10 protein-coding genes, 2 pseudogenes and 2 CRISPR repeat arrays (1 of these 14 cut by a window edge) are annotated in these 16,013 nt (G+C 69.2%); of the genes and pseudogenes, 3 read left to right on the top strand and 9 right to left on the bottom strand.

The genetic code is table 11. The annotated features are described in order from the left end of the window. Window positions 1–1,384, bottom strand: a 1,384-nt coding sequence (locus ACZ5Y0_RS28440; protein ID WP_469131536.1) for a DNA primase family protein, incomplete at its 3' end; no start/stop codon positions are given. After that, on the bottom strand, window positions 1,381–2,439 hold the full coding sequence (locus ACZ5Y0_RS28435) for a bifunctional DNA primase/polymerase (RefSeq protein WP_469131543.1): 1,059 nt from the start codon (window positions 2,437–2,439) through the stop codon (window positions 1,381–1,383). The genes ACZ5Y0_RS28435 and ACZ5Y0_RS28440, both read right to left, overlap by 4 nt. A gap of 823 nt (window positions 2,440–3,262) precedes the next feature. Between ACZ5Y0_RS28435 and ACZ5Y0_RS28430 the strand changes: the two are divergent. Beyond that, window positions 3,263–3,834 (top strand): annotated as a pseudogene (locus ACZ5Y0_RS28430) (DUF4158 domain-containing protein); the annotation flags it as partial. Window positions 3,835–3,851: 17 nt separating this feature from the next. Here ACZ5Y0_RS28430 and ACZ5Y0_RS28425 read toward each other — a convergent pair. From ACZ5Y0_RS28425 to ACZ5Y0_RS28415, 3 genes are all read right to left on the bottom strand, one after another. Next, window positions 3,852–4,124: a hypothetical protein gene (locus tag ACZ5Y0_RS28425; RefSeq protein ID WP_469131535.1), complete on the bottom strand. Its 273-nt coding sequence runs from the start codon at window positions 4,122–4,124 to the stop codon at window positions 3,852–3,854. Beyond that, entirely contained in the window at window positions 4,124–4,357 is a 234-nt protein-coding gene (locus tag ACZ5Y0_RS28420; protein ID WP_469131534.1) for a hypothetical protein, read from the bottom strand. The genes ACZ5Y0_RS28425 and ACZ5Y0_RS28420 overlap by 1 nt, the downstream gene beginning before the upstream one ends. Before the next feature lie 756 nt (window positions 4,358–5,113). Further along, complete coding sequence (locus ACZ5Y0_RS28415; protein ID WP_469131533.1) at window positions 5,114–6,505, bottom strand: Mucin-2; 1,392 nt, start codon at window positions 6,503–6,505, stop codon at window positions 5,114–5,116. A 218-nt stretch (window positions 6,506–6,723) separates the two neighbouring features. Here ACZ5Y0_RS28415 and ACZ5Y0_RS28410 point away from each other — a divergent pair, with 218 nt between their 5' ends. After that, complete coding sequence (locus ACZ5Y0_RS28410) at window positions 6,724–7,263, top strand: hypothetical protein (RefSeq protein WP_469131532.1); 540 nt, start codon at window positions 6,724–6,726, stop codon at window positions 7,261–7,263. 214 nt (window positions 7,264–7,477) lie between these two features. Next, a CRISPR array of direct repeats spans window positions 7,478–8,055; the repeat unit is 29 nt; unit sequence GGGACCATCCCCGCGGGCGCGGGGAGCAG. A 67-nt stretch (window positions 8,056–8,122) separates the two neighbouring features. Here the strand turns inward: ACZ5Y0_RS28410 and ACZ5Y0_RS28405 are convergent. Together ACZ5Y0_RS28405 and ACZ5Y0_RS28400 are read right to left on the bottom strand one after the other, a co-directional pair. Beyond that, complete coding sequence (locus tag ACZ5Y0_RS28405) at window positions 8,123–9,175, bottom strand: tyrosine-type recombinase/integrase (protein WP_469131531.1); 1,053 nt, start codon at window positions 9,173–9,175, stop codon at window positions 8,123–8,125. A 317-nt stretch (window positions 9,176–9,492) separates the two neighbouring features. After that, window positions 9,493–10,524 (bottom strand): aldo/keto reductase, encoded by a 1,032-nt coding sequence (locus ACZ5Y0_RS28400; protein WP_351364913.1) that lies wholly within the window; start codon window positions 10,522–10,524, stop codon window positions 9,493–9,495. Between the two features lie 154 nt (window positions 10,525–10,678). Here ACZ5Y0_RS28400 and ACZ5Y0_RS28395 point away from each other — a divergent pair, with 154 nt between their 5' ends. Continuing rightward, a complete protein-coding gene (locus tag ACZ5Y0_RS28395; RefSeq protein WP_363087606.1) occupies window positions 10,679–11,272 on the top strand; it encodes a TetR/AcrR family transcriptional regulator in 594 nt (197 codons plus the stop codon). Between the two features lie 42 nt (window positions 11,273–11,314). On the opposite strand, the gene ACZ5Y0_RS28390 is transcribed toward ACZ5Y0_RS28395, so the two are convergent. Both ACZ5Y0_RS28390 and ACZ5Y0_RS28385 read right to left on the bottom strand, forming a co-directional pair. Next, the gene (locus ACZ5Y0_RS28390; RefSeq protein WP_469131530.1) at window positions 11,315–12,853 is read right to left on the bottom strand and encodes a transposase; all 1,539 of its coding nucleotides are present in this window, start codon (window positions 12,851–12,853) and stop codon (window positions 11,315–11,317) included. Between the two features lie 1,205 nt (window positions 12,854–14,058). Then, window positions 14,059–14,400 (bottom strand): annotated as a pseudogene (locus ACZ5Y0_RS28385) (DUF4158 domain-containing protein); the annotation flags it as partial. A gap of 302 nt (window positions 14,401–14,702) precedes the next feature. Continuing rightward, a CRISPR array of direct repeats spans window positions 14,703–16,013; the repeat unit is 29 nt; unit sequence GGGACCATCCCCGCGGGCGCGGGGAGCAG (it continues 609 nt past the right edge of the window).

Below are 16,013 nucleotides of genomic sequence, written 5' to 3'. Positions count from 1 at the left end.
TGCTGCACCAGGACGCGTAGGTGGTGTAGAGGAGGCCTTGTTCGACGCGTAGGTCGGGCTGGGCTTCGAGGTCGCGGGTGCAGCATTCGGTGAGGAAGCGGCCGATGTGGTCTTCGGTGTTGGCGTACGCGGTGGTGGCGATGCGGACGCGGTCGGGGCCTTCGAGGTTGTCGCGGGTGGTGAGGTAACGGCGGGCGCCCTCGATGAGCCACTGCAGGATGCCGGGGCCTTCGTCGCGGACGAGTTCGAAGGCCAGGTTGTCGATCTTGCGGTGGTCGGGGACGGTGCGTTCGAAGGGCAGCAGGCGGATGCGGCGCCAGAACGCGAAGCCGCCGGTGGACACTTCGGGGCGGTGGTTGCCGAGTAGCCACAGGTGGTGGGTGGGGCTGAAGGAGAAGTAGTCCTGCCGCATGCGGCGGGCTTTGATTTTGTCTCCGCCAGTCAGGAGCCGGACACGGGCTTCGTCGAACTTGTCGTTGGGCTTGAGTTCGCTGCAGACGATGAGGCGGCGGCCGTGGAGTTCGGTGAGTTCGGTGGAGTGCTCGGAGAATGCGCCGCGGTCCATGAGGAATCCGGGTGGGGCGGCGTCGGCGTAATCGCCCAGGATCTGGATCATGGTGTCAAGCAGGACGGATTTGCCGTTCTTGCCGTGTCCGTGGAGGAAGGGCAGGACCTGCGCGCCAACGTCGCCGGTGATGGAGTAGCCAAGCAGCAGGTGCAGGAAGTTGATCATTTCCTGGCCTTCGCCGTCGTCGCCGAAGGTGTCGTGCAGGAAGCGGTGCCAGCGCGGGGTGGGGGTCTGCTGGGGGGCGACGCTGGTGGCGCGGGAGTGGAAGTCGCGGGTGGGGTCCGGTTTGCGGAGCAGGCCGGTGTTCAGGTCGACGACGCCGGCGGGTGTGCACAAGGCGTAGGGGTCACCGTCGAGGGTGTCGGGATCGACGGAGAGGTCCGGAGATGCCTTGGCCTGGGTGAGGAGCGCCTTCATCCCGGTGGTGGACAGGGTGCGCTTTTTGTGGTGGTGGAGCTCGCGGTCGCTGAACAGGCCGCGTGGGTCGCTGTCCGGCATGTCCTCGGCCATCTCGCCCGCGGCCCACAGGGCGGCCTTCTCGCCGCCGGTTCGCTTCCAGCGGTAGCCGTCCCAGGCGAACCAGCCCAGGCCTTCGACGTGGCGGAACTGGTCGCGGTAGAGCTTAACGAACAGTTTGGCGTTGCCGCGGTCGGTGAGCGTGCCGGGCAAGAGGGCTGGTTCCGCCCAGGAAGAGGTGGCTGGCGAGGCGTTGGCCTGGGCCGGCAGGGCTGGGGGCGGAGGGGCGGCCTGTTCGAGATCCAGCATCTGCTGAGCGGCGGCGCTGGCGTCGAAGCGCGGGGTCTCGGCGCTGCTCATGAACGTCCTTCAAGGTGGAGCGGGCGGGTGGCCCCGGCGACGAGGGCGTCGTCGACGATGCGTTCGTTGCGGGCACTCTGCCAGGGACGTGCAGCCTCGGCAGCCTTGAGCAGCTGGGTCCGCGCGGTGTGTTCGTCGAGATGCCCGGCTGCCGTAAGTCCTCCGGCGGTGTATGCCGCCTTGTTGAGCTTTTCAGTGAAGGCCGCGCCTTCACGCGTGGCCGCGCACTTAGCGACCTCCAGGAGCAAGGGGTCCAGGACACGTTGCCCGCTGGTAGCGGTTCGGGGAGAGCGGGCACGGGGGACCTCGGGCTTGCGGCGGACCGGTGGGCGCTGGATCACGTGGCCAGTCCTCACGAGTTCTTTGCCGAGCCATTCAGGCAGGGGCGCAGGCAGTCTGGCCGACCCTTCGCGTAGGTAAGTCCCTTGGGTAGTGCGAGTGGCGGGCGCAACGATGTAGCCCCCGTCAGCCCGTACGTCGACCTGCCATGCCAGGGCGACCTTTGAGCTGGATCCGGTCGAGCAGCGGAAGCGTGTGGCTGGATGGGGGTTTCGGTACCACACGTGCAGACCACCGGAGGGGGTACGCACGCGCAGCGTGCTGTCGTCGTCGGCGGGACTGGGTTGCCGGCGTAGTGCCGCCAAGAGTGCGAGGGTGTCGAAGCCGGACGCCAGACCCTCCAGATCGACAGAGTCATGGATGGGGATGCCAGGCAGGAGGCGGTTGCGGTCGGGGACCGGCGCGGAGTGTGCGTCGATATCGATGACGATCAGGTCGGCTCCCCCGCAGGCCACGCCGACACCCCAGGACGGCGTGCCGGACCACCAGGCATCGATGCGCGCGGCGTTGGTCGTCGCGGCATGGAACCCGTGACATGGACGGCCAGCGGGCAGGCAGGGGCAGTCGGCCGGGTGGTGGTGCTGATCTTTGCAGGCTGCGCAATTTCCCGCAGGCGTCTTGCGGCCCGCCGCAAGGGGATGGACAGGCCAGCCCTGCTCGGCGCACCACCGGGCAACGGCATGCGGTGTGGCAGGCCTCGCAGAGCCTGCAGGCACTCTCGTCGCGCTGGGGCCGGGCACGCGTCGTCCTTCTTCGAGGTTCTCGTTTTCCCTCAGTCCCTGACAGGCTCAGCTGGTGCAGTGACCGCATGCTGCAGTGAGGGTCCCAAGGGACTGTAGGGACTGTGTTTCGGAAGAGAGTCTAGAACCCAAGGACGATGGCGGGCAGCAGCTCCCCCGCGTGGCGGCCTATCAGCCTTTCGGGTCCCTACGGTCCCTTGAGCCGCCCCACGGCACAACCCATGGAAGTAATGTCCGAATTGAGAGTGGCTGGAGGGACTGCACTTTCGCATAACCGGCCAGCCCGTGCTCTGCCGCGCGGCGAGGGGACTGGAGCCTGAGCGCAGCCGTGAACAAGGCCGGACTCATCACTGAGCAATGCCCCAGGCCGCTACAGCCGCCGACCTGCCATGGAGCGGCAGGCACGCAGTCGCCTGCCGCAGTCCTTTGGTCCCTGACTACAGTCCCTGAACATTTCCGCAGGTCGGAGGCACAACGAACCACACGCAAGGGACCGTAGGGACTGGAATCCCCAATTATGAGCTAGCTACCACCTGTAGACAGTCAGATGCGCCCGCGCGTACCTGCACACAAGACTGGCTCATAATTCCGAATGAGAGTCCCTTGAGTCCCTCGACTGAGCCTCATGCCCGTTTGACCTGCATTTTTACCCAGGGACTGAGTAGCAGGGACCCAACAGGACACAGTCACTGGTCACCACGTCGTTCCGAGGCCGCTGTTCTCGCAGGTCTCAGCGGACAGGTGGCCCACCGCGCCCCGCCGGCTGCCACCCCACCGAGGACCCGATCTTTCCTGAGCTGAGCGGTTCTTCTTCCTGGACGATGTGATCGCTCTGCGGCGCTCGGCGCACCACCAGCTCGGCTTCGCGCTCCAGATGTGCACGCTGCGCTATCCTGTGCTCGGTGGTCGAGCACGGGCCGCTCGCAGCTCGGCGTCGCCGTCGGTGGTGAAGCGGTACACCGAGGGGCCGAAGACGGCGTACGAGCCCGAGTAGGAGATCTGGGACCCCTACGAGTTCAGGAGTACGTGGTCCAGGCTTGGTCGCGGCGGTTCCGAGCCTTCCTTCACGGGCGGGTGTAGACGCACTTCGAGGGCCCGAAGGCGTTGTTTCAACCACGCGGTGGGCTGCCTGCGCCGCTCCCGCGTGCTGCTGCTGGGGTGTGCATGCTGGCCCGGCAGATGTCCGAGGTCCGGAAGGTCGCGAACAAGCGGCTGCCTGCCACTGTCGCGGGCCTGCCCGCCGTGCGGACCCCATGTTGGGGGAACTTGGTGGCGAGGCTGAAGACGCCGGATGGCTCCCGTTTCTCGGAGCTGGACCGGCTGCGTCGGCCCCCGACGTGGACGACGGGCACCGTGTTCGCCTGCGCACTGGCCGCAACGTCCGGTGGCTAGATCTCGATGTAGGCGACGACCACGACGGTGCGAAGCGCCGTCACCCAGTACAAAAGGCGTACGCGCTCGACTTCGTCGGTGTACGCGCGCAGTTGAGGGCCAGCGGAGCCGCCGGGCAGCGCCTCGCCGACGTCTGGGTCGACGGAGACAACGACCAGGGCGCGGTCAAGGGCGTGGATCCCCGCCTCGCTGGTGATGTTCTCCAGCTGCTTCGCGGCGGAGTCGGAGAAGGCGATACGGGCGCGGCGAGGCCCGTGCACCGACGGCATCAGGCGACGGCCGGGCGCTGGGCAGCGAGCCGGGCGAGGTGGGCCTCGCGCAGTTCTTCCCACGGCGTGCAGTCCTCCACCGAGGGCAGCCCGTTGGCCGCGATGTCCTCTAGGACGGCGGCGAACTGGTCGGCGTTCTCGCGGGTCTGGGCCGCGTACGCGCGGACTGCGTCGGCGGCCGCGGGCTCCAGCTGCTGCCGGGCGTGGTCGACGGGGGCCGGCTGTTCACTCATCGAGGCCTCCAGGAGGGCGGAACTGGCGTCTGCTCCAACGGTATCGGCCACCCCGGCCCGAGGGGACCACTCCGGACGAACCCGGCCGTACGACGGTGCGGGACCCAGGGACCCAGCAGCCGTTGCGGATCGTGTCCACCAGCGAAAACACCGGTCTCGGGACCCAAGGACTCAGATTCTGGGGCGGTTGATGAGTCCACCTGGGTCCCGCCCTCGCAATGACACAGATCAGCTGAACAGTGACACAGATGAGTGTGCCCACCTGGGGAAACGAGGGGTTGATGACACAGATGACACAGGTCGGCCCGACTGTTCCGGCCGGGACGCCGGGCCGACCTGGCCGTCCGTGACCTGGAGGCGGGCGGTCATCACGTGGCCGTCGCACACACGTCCCGGCCGGCGTGCTCCGACAAACACGAGGGCGACCACGAGTTCGACGGCCGCGTCCCGCGCCTCGCGGATGACCTGGCCCTCCTCAGAGCCAACCCCGACCACCTCGCCGGTGCCTGGGCCCAGCTCGCCCGGCTGGATCACCGGCCGTCGTCTCCCCCGAGCCGAACCGGACCCTGATCCGCATCCTCTGTCCTCTGACATCGAAGTTGGATTGTTTGTCACTGAAGTTGGACCGGGGAATGGTCAGCTGTGACTGGTCGGGGATGGACGTCGCTTGGGAGGCCGATCACGGCCTTCGTGCCTGCGGCCTGCCCGGACGAGCCGTCGGAAAGCGGCGCAGGGCTGGGCGATTGTGCTCGGTGGTCAGGCGGAAACGCCGGCCCTGTCCAGGACCGCGGCCATCTCGTCGTCGGGGAGCGCTGGGTTGGCACCCGCGCTGGAGGCCAGTTCGGGGACGTGGAGCGCCTCATGGAGCCGGTGGATCGGGATGCGCGGGTCGCCGACCGCCGCCTGGCGTGTCCAAACCGCGGGGTCATGGCTGAGCCGTTCGATCAGCGCGGGGGTGCCGGCCGGGTCTCGGACGGCCAGCCGGCGGTAGTTGCCGTCCGGATGGTCTGCGTAGCGCGCGGCGAGGCCCTCGCGGGGGAAGCGGGGGTGCGTCTCCGCCATCCAGGCGGAGAACGTCCCACCGAGCCGCGCGAACACACGCATGAGGACCCCCTCCGGGGTGTCGGGGTGGTGTACGGCCAGCAGGTCCTCCACCAGCGGGTCCTCGGTGCGCGCGAGCAGGCGCAGAAGGTCGGGCGGCAGATGAGAGCTCCGGGCGGCGGCGCGCCGGAGCAGCGGGTGTGCGGAGGTCGCGGCCCGTCGCAGCACCTCGGGATCGGCGAGCCCGTCCCGTACCCATTCAACGTCGCCCCTGGCGAGGGCTCCCACCGTGATGTTGATCGCCATGCGTCGTGTCTCGTCCAGTTCCGACCTGAGAGAGACCGCGAGCCGTACGGCCTCGTCGGGGTCCACGGCGAGCTGCTCCACGAGGTCGGCGGGCAGCGACGGGTTCTCGGCGAGGGCGGCCAGGTGCGTCCGCTCGGCAACGCACCGTTCGGCGTCGGCGCGGTGGATGAGCCCGCGGCGCAGAGCCTCGGCGGCGGACTTCGGATCGCGGAGGAGCTCGGCGGTAAGCCGGGCGTCCCGTCGGCACTCCCACAGCGCGGCGGCCCGCCACACTTCGGGGTCAGGGTCGGCCAGCAGCTCCGACCGCTCGTCCGGCGGCAGCTTCTCCCCTGCGCGCGCCGCTCTTCGGCGCGCTGCCGGATCGCGGTGCGTGGCCAAGGAAGCCACGAACGACGCCGTGAGATGGGGTGAGTCCAGCAGGGCCGCCCGTACGGAAGGGTCGGGGTCGTCGAGCAGGCGGGCGCATACGTTGTCCGGCAGCGGCGCGACCGTCGTACGCGGGTTGCGCTCCTCGGGTCCGTACGCGAGGGCAGCTCGCACCTTAGGGGAGGGGTCGTCCACGAGCCGGGCCCGCTGTGCGGCTTCGGCCCTGGCGCTCATCGCGAAGTCGATCCGAGCACCTGGGTTCGGGTGAGCCAGGATCAACGCAATGGCGGGCTCGGGAAGTCCGGCCCGCTGGAGGGCGTGACGGGGCGGACCGTCACCGCCGCCGTCGAAGGCGAGCAAGCGCAGCAGCAACGGTGTCGGCAGCACCGGGTTGCGGGCGACTCCGTCCAGCGCGGACGCGTGGAAGGCGACCATGATCCTCGATATCTCCGTCGGCCCGTCGGCCTTCGCACCTGGCCCAGGGGCTGCCGTCGCCGACGTCTCCACTCAAGAAGGTCCAGCTCAAGGGAAGAGACCGCGGCGTCCTCGTACGCAAGAGCCGGTGCCCCCACCCTGCCCCCAGCCCTTCGGTCCAACATCAATAGCAGGAACGTAATGGTTGTCCAACTTCCCTGGCAATCGGTCCATGTTCAGTGTCAGAGGACATCCTCGACAACGTCGATCCAAACCACGACCGCCCAGCCCGGCTCCTAGAACGCCACTACGAACATCGCCGGGTTCAGGCACTGTCCACCCTCGCCGCCAACCCGCACACCGCCGTCGTGGACGTCCTGAACGGGCTGCATCCGGCGGAACTGGCCTGGATCGCCGAGAAGGCCAGCGGGCCCGACTGGTTTCTGGCCGCGGCGGCCGCCGTCCCGACCCCGCAGGACGAGGACGACGGTGTGGTGCGGCTGCTGGACGACGACGAACTCGGCAAGCACCCCGACCCCGCGGTTGTCCTGCAGTCCTGGCTCGACTCCCCTGCCACCGGTGAGATTCTCTCCCGCTCCGAGGTCTACCGCGCCGTCGTGAAGTCCCGCTACCGAACCTTGGAGCACCTGCGTCAGATCCCCGCCGACGAGGTCCTCGTCCGCCACGAACCCGACGTCGCCCTGAAGATCCTGTTGGACCACTGCGGGCGCAGCACGGGACGCTGGGAGGCACTCGCCGCCGCCATGACCTTCCACTAAACGACGAGAAGATCACCTTCGGTCAGCTCCTCGCCTCCCTGGACAGCACACCCGCCCAGGCGCGTACGTCTTGAACGGGCTTCGCCAGCCACACGCTCCTCGCCTGCCTTCGCCCGTGTGCCGCATACGGTGGCCTCGCCGCGCACACCGCCCGCCACGGCGGGAAGGGGCGCGGGGAGCAGGGCCGTGACCCCGGAGAGGGCGAGCTGGCGGCGGGACCATCCGCGCGGGCGCGGGGAGCAGCAGACCGGGCCAGGTGTTCAGGTGCTTGAGCAGGGACCATCCCCGCGGGCGCGGGGAGCAGTGGGGACTGGATCCGGCGACGGCTGGAGTCGAGGGACCATCCCCGCGGGCGCGGGGAGCAGTCCATGAACCTGATCACGCAGGGCGACCCCTGGGGACCATCCCCGCGGGCGCGGGGAGCAGGACGCTGAGCCGAGGGCTTGCCCGAGCGTGCCGGGACCATCCCCGCGGGCGCGGGGAGCAGCTGGCCAGGGATGCACCCCCTGGCCGGGCACTGGGACCATCCCCGCGGGCGCGAGGAGCAGCTGACGCTGACCTGAATGTTCGAGACGGCCGAGGGACCATCCCCGCGGGCGCGGGGAGCAGGGCGGGTGCGACGTTGTCCTGCCAGTCCTGGAGGGACCATCCCCGCGGGCGCGGGGAGCAGCCGGCTTTGACGATGTGGACGGCTTCGGCGCGGGGACCATCCCCGCGGGCGCGGGGAGCAGGAACTCTGCGCCCTCCTCCAAGCCGGACCGGTGGGACCATCCCCGCGGGCGCGGGGAGCAGTAGGGGCGTGACCGAGATTCGGGTCAAAGGGGCAACGGGATGATCTTGAAGCCCTGAGCGCTCGGACTCACTTGCGACGGCGAGCGGCGGGGTCTCGCTCGGCGACGTGTCGGGCGACCGCGTCGACGCCGGGGCGGGCGTACCGCTCCAGGGAGCGGACGGACGCGTGGCGGGAGCGCGCCAGCAGCATCGGCGTGGACGTGCCGTCTTCGGCGTCGTGTGTGAGGGCGCTGTGGCGGAGCCGGTGAAGGGTCCAACCGTCCAGGTCCTCGATGTCTTCGGGTGAGGCGAGGGGGCTGGCCAGCAGCCGGGTGTTCTCCTCGAAGACCTCCTCAGCCCGGCGGTAGGAGATCCGGGCCCGGCCGGTCTCCCGGCACACGTCGAGCGTCGGTGTCCCGGCCGGGGCCTTGCGGTCGGTGAGGAACAGCGGGCCGCGGGTACGGCGGGCGATGAGGCGGGGCAGGAGCTGGGCGGTGCCGGACTGCCAGTGAATCCACTCGGTCGCCCCGCCCTTGGCGGTGATCCTGCCGCGCTTGTCCTGCGGGTACAGGTCTTCCACGTTCAGGCACAGCACCTCGTCGGCCCGCGCCGCCGACTCGTAGAGCATCTTCCACTGCGTCTTCTCCCGAATCCCGACGTCCAGGCGCCACAGGGCGGCGATCTGGTTCTCGGCCAGGGCCTTGGTGCGGTCGGGCGGTGCCGGCCGCCGCTCGATGCCGATCGTCGGGTCCCCGTCGATCCAGCCCTGGCGCTGCCACCAGCCGATCGCCTTGCGCGCGATGGACAGTTCGCGGTTGACGGTGTCGGCGTCCATCTCGTCCGCCCGAGCCGCCGCCAGCTCGGCCAGCACTTCCGGCACTGCCGGGTCGTCGATCGCGGCGACGGGGAAGACGGGCGGCTTCGCGCCCCGGCGAGCCGGGCCGGTCGGCGCCGGTTCGCCGGCGAGCATCCACCCCCACGTTGTCAGCGAGATCCGGTAGATCCGCGCGGAGGACTTCGCGATGCCCGCGCCGGTGAGGTAGCGCTCTACCGCCGCGGTGTACGACGCAGGCGGGGCGGACATGGGCACGACGCGGGCGCGCGGCAGCCGCACCGCGCCCCCGCCTCCGAGTTCGGTCACCGGTTCGATCGTCACGCCCGTCCCGCCCCCGGCACTGCCGCAGTAAATGCGTACACCTCACCCCGGCGGCCGGATCGCCCCGCCGCAGGTCGCGACGATCACGGTAGAAGGTCCGCCGCAGTAAATCCGGCATTTACTGCGGCAGATTACTGATGGACCGCCGGGTGATGAAAGTTCCGTAAGCCGACCATGAAGCGGAATTACTGCTACCGCCATCCATTGCCCGTTGGTCCTCATCCATGGCCCAAGGCTGGAGCCTCATGCTGAGCTACTTGTCACTTCGCAGCAGCTTCGGGATGTCGCGCACGTGGAGGCTGTTACTGGGACGATCGGCGGCGCCGCAGGGACGGGTCGAGCAGCGCGGGCGGGGTGTCGTTCTTCTCGTGTGCGGCGAGGTCGGTGCCGGGGGTGACGATGGCGTCGATCGCGTCGAGTACGTCGGCGGAGAGCGTGATGTCCGCGGCGGCAAGCTGCGAGTGCAGGTGGTCCAGTGTGCGGGGGCCGACGAGCGCGCTGGTCACGCCGGGGTGCGTGGTCACGAAGCTGAGCGCGAGCTGGATCATCGTCAGGCCCGCCTCGTCGGCGACCTTGGCCAGTTGCTCGACGGCGTCGAGCCTGGCCCGGTTGGAGGGAATGGCGGTGTCGAAGCGCTGCGGCATGAACGTTGAGCGGCTGGTGGTGATCTCACTGCCCTCGCGGATCGCGCCCGACAGCCAGCCCGAGGCCAGCGGGCTCCATGCCAGCACACCGAGCCCGTACTGCTCGGTCACGGGCAGCACATGGGCCTCAATGCCGCGCTGCAGGATCGAGTAGCTGGGCTGTTCGGCGACGTAACGGCTCAAGTGGTGCTCGCGGGCGGCCCACTGGGCTTGCACAATGCGGTAGGCCGGAAAGGTCGAGGAGCCGAAGTAGCGGATCTTTCCCACGCGCTGCAGGTCGGTCAACGCCGACAGAGTCTCTTCGTCGCTGGTGTTCGGGTCCCACCGGTGGATTTGGTAGAGGTCGACGTGGTCGACGCCGAGCCGACGCAGGCTGTCCTCCAGCGCGGTGACCAGCCAGCGGCGCGAGCTGCCCTGGCGATTGCGCTCGTCGCCCATCGGCATGGTCGCCTTCGTGGCCAGCACGATGTCGTCGCGGCGGCCCGCGATGGCCTTGCCGACCATTTCTTCCGACTCGCCGCCGCTGTACACGTCGGCAGTGTCGATCAGGTTGATCCCCGCCTCCAGGGCGGCGTCGACGATGGCGGTGACCTCCTCTTGGGTGGTGCGCCCGATCTTTCCGAAGTTCATCGCTCCGAGCGCGAGGGTGCTGACTTGCACACCGGTGCGGCCCAAGGTGCGGTACTGCATGGCCGTGTCTCCTCATTGTGGGTGAAGCGTGATGCATTGCATGGCTTGGTTGCCGGGCCCTTGCTCTGACATCATGAGCAAAACGGAACCATGCTCCGGAACAATACGGAACCTTGTTCCGCTTTTGCAAGCGGTGAGTGGAAGGAGCGGCGCGGTGAACGACAGCGACGAGGGTGCAGGGCAGGCGGCCCCGGCCAGGCGGAAGGACGTCCGGCGCAACCAGAAGGCCCTACTCGATGCGGCCGCCGCGGTCTTCGTCACGTCGGGCGTGGAAGCGCCGGTACGCGAGATCGCGGCCAGGGCCGGCGTCGGGGTGGGCACGATCTACCGCCACTTCCCGACGCGAGCGGACCTCATCATCGCCGTCTACCGGCACCAGGTCGACGCCTGCGCCGAGGCCGGTCCGGCCCTGCTGGCGACTAGCCCTTCTCCGCACTCCGCACTAGGGCGGTGGATCAACCTCTTCGCTGATTTCCTGGTCACCAAACACGGACTCGCCGCAGTGCTGCAGGCCGACAACGCCGGCTTCGAGGCGTTGCATGCCTACTTCCTCGACCGCCTCGTACCCGTCTGCACCGAGCTGCTCGAAGCCGCAGCCGTCACTGGCGAGATCCGCCCCGACATCGATGCGTACCAGCTCATGCGCGGCGTCGGTAACCTCTGCATCGGCGCGGACAGCGATCCCCGCTACGACGCACGCCGCATGGTCGAACTCCTCGTCGCAGGGCTGCGCCGACCACACCACTGACCTCGGCGACATCGCGCGTGCGGCTCTACTGAATCGCGAGACTCACGCGGCTTGGCCGAGGCCGGCGGTGGTCAGGTCCTGCTCGCGCAGCGGGGTGAAGTCGACGTCGAGCTTTGGGTCGTACGCGTCGGGCTGGATGCCGAGCTCGCGCGTGCTGTACTCGCCGAACCGGTTGATGTGCTCGGTCAGGTACGGCGAGATGTGCGCCAAGTCCTCCGGGTCGATCGCCCATCCCTCCTCCAGCAGCTGGCGGACGATCTCCGCGATGTCCAGGGCGTTGTGGAAGATCACCGCATTCGTGAGCAAGGCGTTGAACTTCATCGCCTTCTCCTGCTCGATCGGGTCGTTGTCGGCGATGACGCCGCGGTTGCCGAAGCCGATCCACTGGGAGAAGCCGTTGAACGACTCAACCTTGTTGGTCGCCGCGGTCACCCGCCGACGCAGCGGTGCGTCGGAGAGGTAGCGCAGGAGCTGGACGGTGCGGATCACGTGGCCGACCTCGCGGAACGCGGCGTAGGTGGCGTTCTTCCTCGACCCGGAGCGCAGGCGCTTGAGCAGTGTGGAGGAGGAGATGGTGCCCTCGCGTACGGAGACGGCCACGCGCATCAGGTGGCGGAACTGGGACTCGATCAGGTCAAAGTCGATGACGTGCTTGCCCGGCTCCCCGAACAGGGCGTCGATGTGCACGTACTCCGTCTGCTTGCTCGGCCGGTAGAAGGTCAGTTCCTTCCAGTTTCTGATCCTGGGCATCAGATCGAAGCCCAGCAGGTGGGCGAGCGCGAAGACAGGGAAGCTCTGGCCTTGGGTATCCGCGTGCACGGTGGTCGGCTGCACCTCGCTGGTGTTCTTCAGCAGGCCCTCGATGATGTAGACGGCCTCCCACACCCCGCACGGGATGAAGTGCGTGAACAGCGCGATGTAGGTGTCCGAGACGTGGTGGTAGGCGATGCCGCCCGGCTTGCCGTACCGGACGCTCGTCTCGGAGAGCAGGTTGTCGAGATAGGTGTCCATGTGGGTGCCGTCCGCCGCCACCGTGGTGCCGTCGCCCCACGCCTGCGAGATGTCCAGGCGGGCATGCGCGTTCACCAGGTCGGCGATCGCCTCGTTCAGCAGCACGATCGAGAAGTGCTTGTTGGCGACGTACGACAGCTCGTGCCCGCTCACGCCCGGGATGTGCCGGGCGGCCTCGTACGGGCCCATGTTGGTGCCCTTGACGAACGTGACGATCACGTAGCGGCCCAAGGGGTCGGTGAGCTTGGGCTCGTTGCCCGACGGCGGGCCGAAGCGGCGCCGCCACTCCACCCAGTACGCGGTCCGGGCCACGATCCCCATCAGGGAACGCTCCGGCATCCTCGCCTTGATCTCCTGCTCCAGCCGCTTCGCCGAGGGCCGCTGCCCGTCAGCCCGGAACGCCTTCAGCAACGGGATGCCCGTCTCCGGGTCGATGACCAGGCCCTCGTTCTCCGGGTACCCGGCATCGGCCGCCGCGGCGGCACTTCGCAGCTTGTCCTCCAGCTGCCGGCGGAAGGACTTCGCGTCGAACTCGGCGCTCTCGCCCGGCTCGGCGAGGCCGACCTCCACCAGGTAGGACCCCAGTGTCTCCTGGACGCTCTCCCAGTCCAGCAGCTGCTCGGACCAGTCGGCATACTCCTCCGAGCCGACCACCGCCACGTCGCCGGTACGCAGCTCCTCGGCGAGTGCGGTGAAGACCATCGCCTCGAAGTGCTTGCGGACGAACTGCCGGTCCGGGTCTTGTCGAGGACGGCCTTGCGCCAGTTCTGGGTGGCGAAGGAGATGTCGACCTCTTTGCCCTCCTCGTTGAAGGCGGTGATGTACTCGCCGCGGGCCGCCTGGTGACGCTGGGCGTGTGCCAGCGCGTCCAGCACCCGGTTGTCCTCGCTGGTCGCGGTGAACACCAGGTTCTCTGCGCCGGCCAGGTCGAACATCACCGCCCGGTCCCGGCCGATCTGCCCGTACAGCAGCACTTCCCAGAAGTTGCCGTGGTGGGCGGAGACCTTCTCGATCTGCTCGTACTGCCCCGCGAACCCGCCGAAACCCTCCACCGCCCGCCTGATGGCGCCGAGCCCGCCGGCCTGCACCACCTGGGCATGCACCAGAGCAAGGACGGCCGGGGAGACCCTGCCCTCCAGCCTTGTGGCGACCTCGTCCACCGACGCATCCTCGTCCAGGCCCTCCAGCGCCTGGCGGACCTCGGCGGTCATGGCCGCAGCCTTCGTGAGCGCCTCCTGGGCCGGACCGCCCGCATCGATGTACTTGAGCACCGTGCGGTAGTTCCCGATCAGGGCCTCGACGATCTCCCGCTCGGCGAGCCGGATCTCCTCCAGCTCCGCCTTGGCCTTCTTGATCTTCGTCGCCACGCGCTTGCAGAACATCGTCGCGAGGTCGTCCCGTACCCGCATCCGCGCCTTGTGCGTCAGGGCCGCGACCAGCGCGATGCGCTTGACGGGGACGAAGTCCCGCAGCTCCGAGGCATCCGCCGCGTCCGCCTCCCCGGCAAAGTCGGTGATCTTCCCCGCGGCGACTCCATCCATCCACACATCGCTGTCGCCAAGACCGTCCAGCCATTCCAGACGCTTGGTCAGGTTCTTGAAGTGCGACCAGGTCGGGCCCTTGGCGGGCTTCTTCAGCCGGTTGAACAGCGTCGTCCCGTCGCTGTCGCGCTCCTCCAGCAGCCGCATGAGCCCTGCCCGCTGAGCGGTGCTCATGCGGTCGTGGATGCCCGTGCGGATCGAGACGTTCACCTCGGTGCGGATCTTCGAGGCCATCTTGTCGAAGGTGGAGAACCCAGGCAGCTCCAGCCCCGCCTCCACTACCTTCTCCAGCGCGATGTTGATCAGATCCGCCGGGCGGTTCTTCGCCGCGGCCTCCTTGCGGATCGACTGCTCGACGATCCCCCGGGCCCTGGCCTGGTCGTACGTCACGCCGACCCGCTTACGGACCAGGCCACGGTGATGCTTCGCCGTCCTCTCCGCCCGGTACACCGGCAGCGTGCCCTCCGGCAGCTCCACCGCCCGCCGCACGAAGTCCACCACCATCACCGGGACGTCCTCCAGCGCCGGGAAACACCCCATGCGCCGGTACGACTTCAACATCACCAACAGGGCCAGCAGATGCTCATCGCAGTCTGTGGCATCAGCCGCCCACTAAAGCTCATCGCGAGTCGGCGAGAAGAACAGATGCAGCTCATGCGCGGTGATCAGCCGCTTGAACCGTGGATACGCGGTCCGTTCGATCGATGTCACAACCCACCCCAGGCCCCAGACGACGCTCAACATCACCACCAACGACACTGAGCCGAATGGGTGACGGCCGATGGCGCTCAGGGCTTCAAGATCATCCCGTTGCCCCTTTGACCCGTATCTCGGTCACACCCCCAGTATGGCGTCGGGCGCGGCGTCATCTCGGCCGCGGGACCATCCCCGCGGGCGCGGGGAGCAGGCCGCCCTTGGGCGTGTCCAGCTTGAAGCCGTGGGACCATCCCCGCGGGCGCGGGGAGCAGCGCTTCTCCCCGCACGCGCAGACCAGAGCCGTGGGACCATCCCCGCGGGCGCGGGGAGCAGGGTCTCCAGATCCTGCGACCAGACCGGCGGCAGGGACCATCCCCGCGGGCGCGGGGAGCAGGGGAACACCAGGCCGCCGCCGTGCGTCGAGCCGGGACCATCCCCGCGGGCGCGGGGAGCAGGCGGGGTCGGTCATCCCCTACGCCAACGGGTCGGGACCATCCCCGCGGGCGCGGGGAGCAGTGGTGGTGATCCTGGCACCGATTTGCCGGAAGGGGACCATCCCCGCGGGCGCGGGGAGCAGACGCACAAGAACTGCGCCAACTGCCCGTACTGGGGACCATCCCCGCGGGCGCGGGGAGCAGCGACGACTGGTCGGTTACGGACCCCATTCCGGGGGACCATCCCCGCGGGCGCGGGGAGCAGGCAAGGCCGCCGCGACGATCGTCATCCTGGCCGGGACCATCCCCGCGGGCGCGGGGAGCAGCTGTTGCGGAGGCGCTCGGCGTCGCCGTCCTGGGGACCATCCCCGCGGGCGCGGGGAGCAGGAGGGCCACCCGCCGCCGCGGAGCTTCCCCTCGGGACCATCCCCGCGGGCGCGGGGAGCAGGTCAGGACCCGCAGGGCAGGCACCACGATCGCGGGACCATCCCCGCGGGCGCGGGGAGCAGGACCTCCTCCGTACCGAGTCGCGGCGGCTGTCGGGACCATCCCCGCGGGCGCGGGGAGCAGCCGGAGCGGTCCACGACGAACGGCAGTGGCGCGGGACCATCCCCGCGGGCGCGGGGAGCAGGACACCGAGACCGGCGACGAGGTCCTCATGCCGGGACCATCCCCGCGGGCGCGGGGAGCAGTCTTCCCCGACCTTGCGGAGCAGGGCGGGCTCGGGACCATCCCCGCGGGCGCGGGGAGCAGACACGCGGTCTGGGAAATGATGCGCATGTACTGGGACCATCCCCGCGGGCGCGGGGAGCAGTACGCCCACCAGCTCGCCGAACAGCACGACTGGGGACCATCCCCGCGGGCGCGGGGAGCAGCTACTACGCGGACAGCGGCATAGGCCGATTCGGGGACCATCCCCGCGGGCGCGGGGAGCAGCTTGTGACGCGATACGGGAGACCGAGGTAGACGGGACCATCCCCGCGGGCGCGGGGAGCAGCCCCGACGCCGTCAACACCGGCAGTCAGGAACGGGACCATCCCCGCGGGCGCGGGGAGCAGG

Source organism: Streptomyces sp. NPDC033216, from assembly GCF_055577115.1.
The sequence above is the reverse complement of the archived record's forward strand: the minus strand, read 5'-3'. Positions and strand labels throughout refer to the sequence as shown.

Bases quoted from the DNA above. Each gene is read 5' to 3' on its own strand.
- ACZ5Y0_RS28425 (WP_469131535.1), bottom strand. From the start codon at position 4,124: ATGCCGTCGGTGCACGGGCCTCGCCGCGCCCGTATCGCCTTCTCCGAC.
- ACZ5Y0_RS28420 (WP_469131534.1), bottom strand. From the start codon at position 4,357: ATGAGTGAACAGCCGGCCCCCGTCGACCACGCCCGGCAGCAGCTGGAG.
- ACZ5Y0_RS28415 (WP_469131533.1), bottom strand. From the start codon at position 6,505: ATGGTCGCCTTCCACGCGTCCGCGCTGGACGGAGTCGCCCGCAACCCG.
- ACZ5Y0_RS28400 (WP_351364913.1), bottom strand. From the start codon at position 10,524: ATGCAGTACCGCACCTTGGGCCGCACCGGTGTGCAAGTCAGCACCCTC.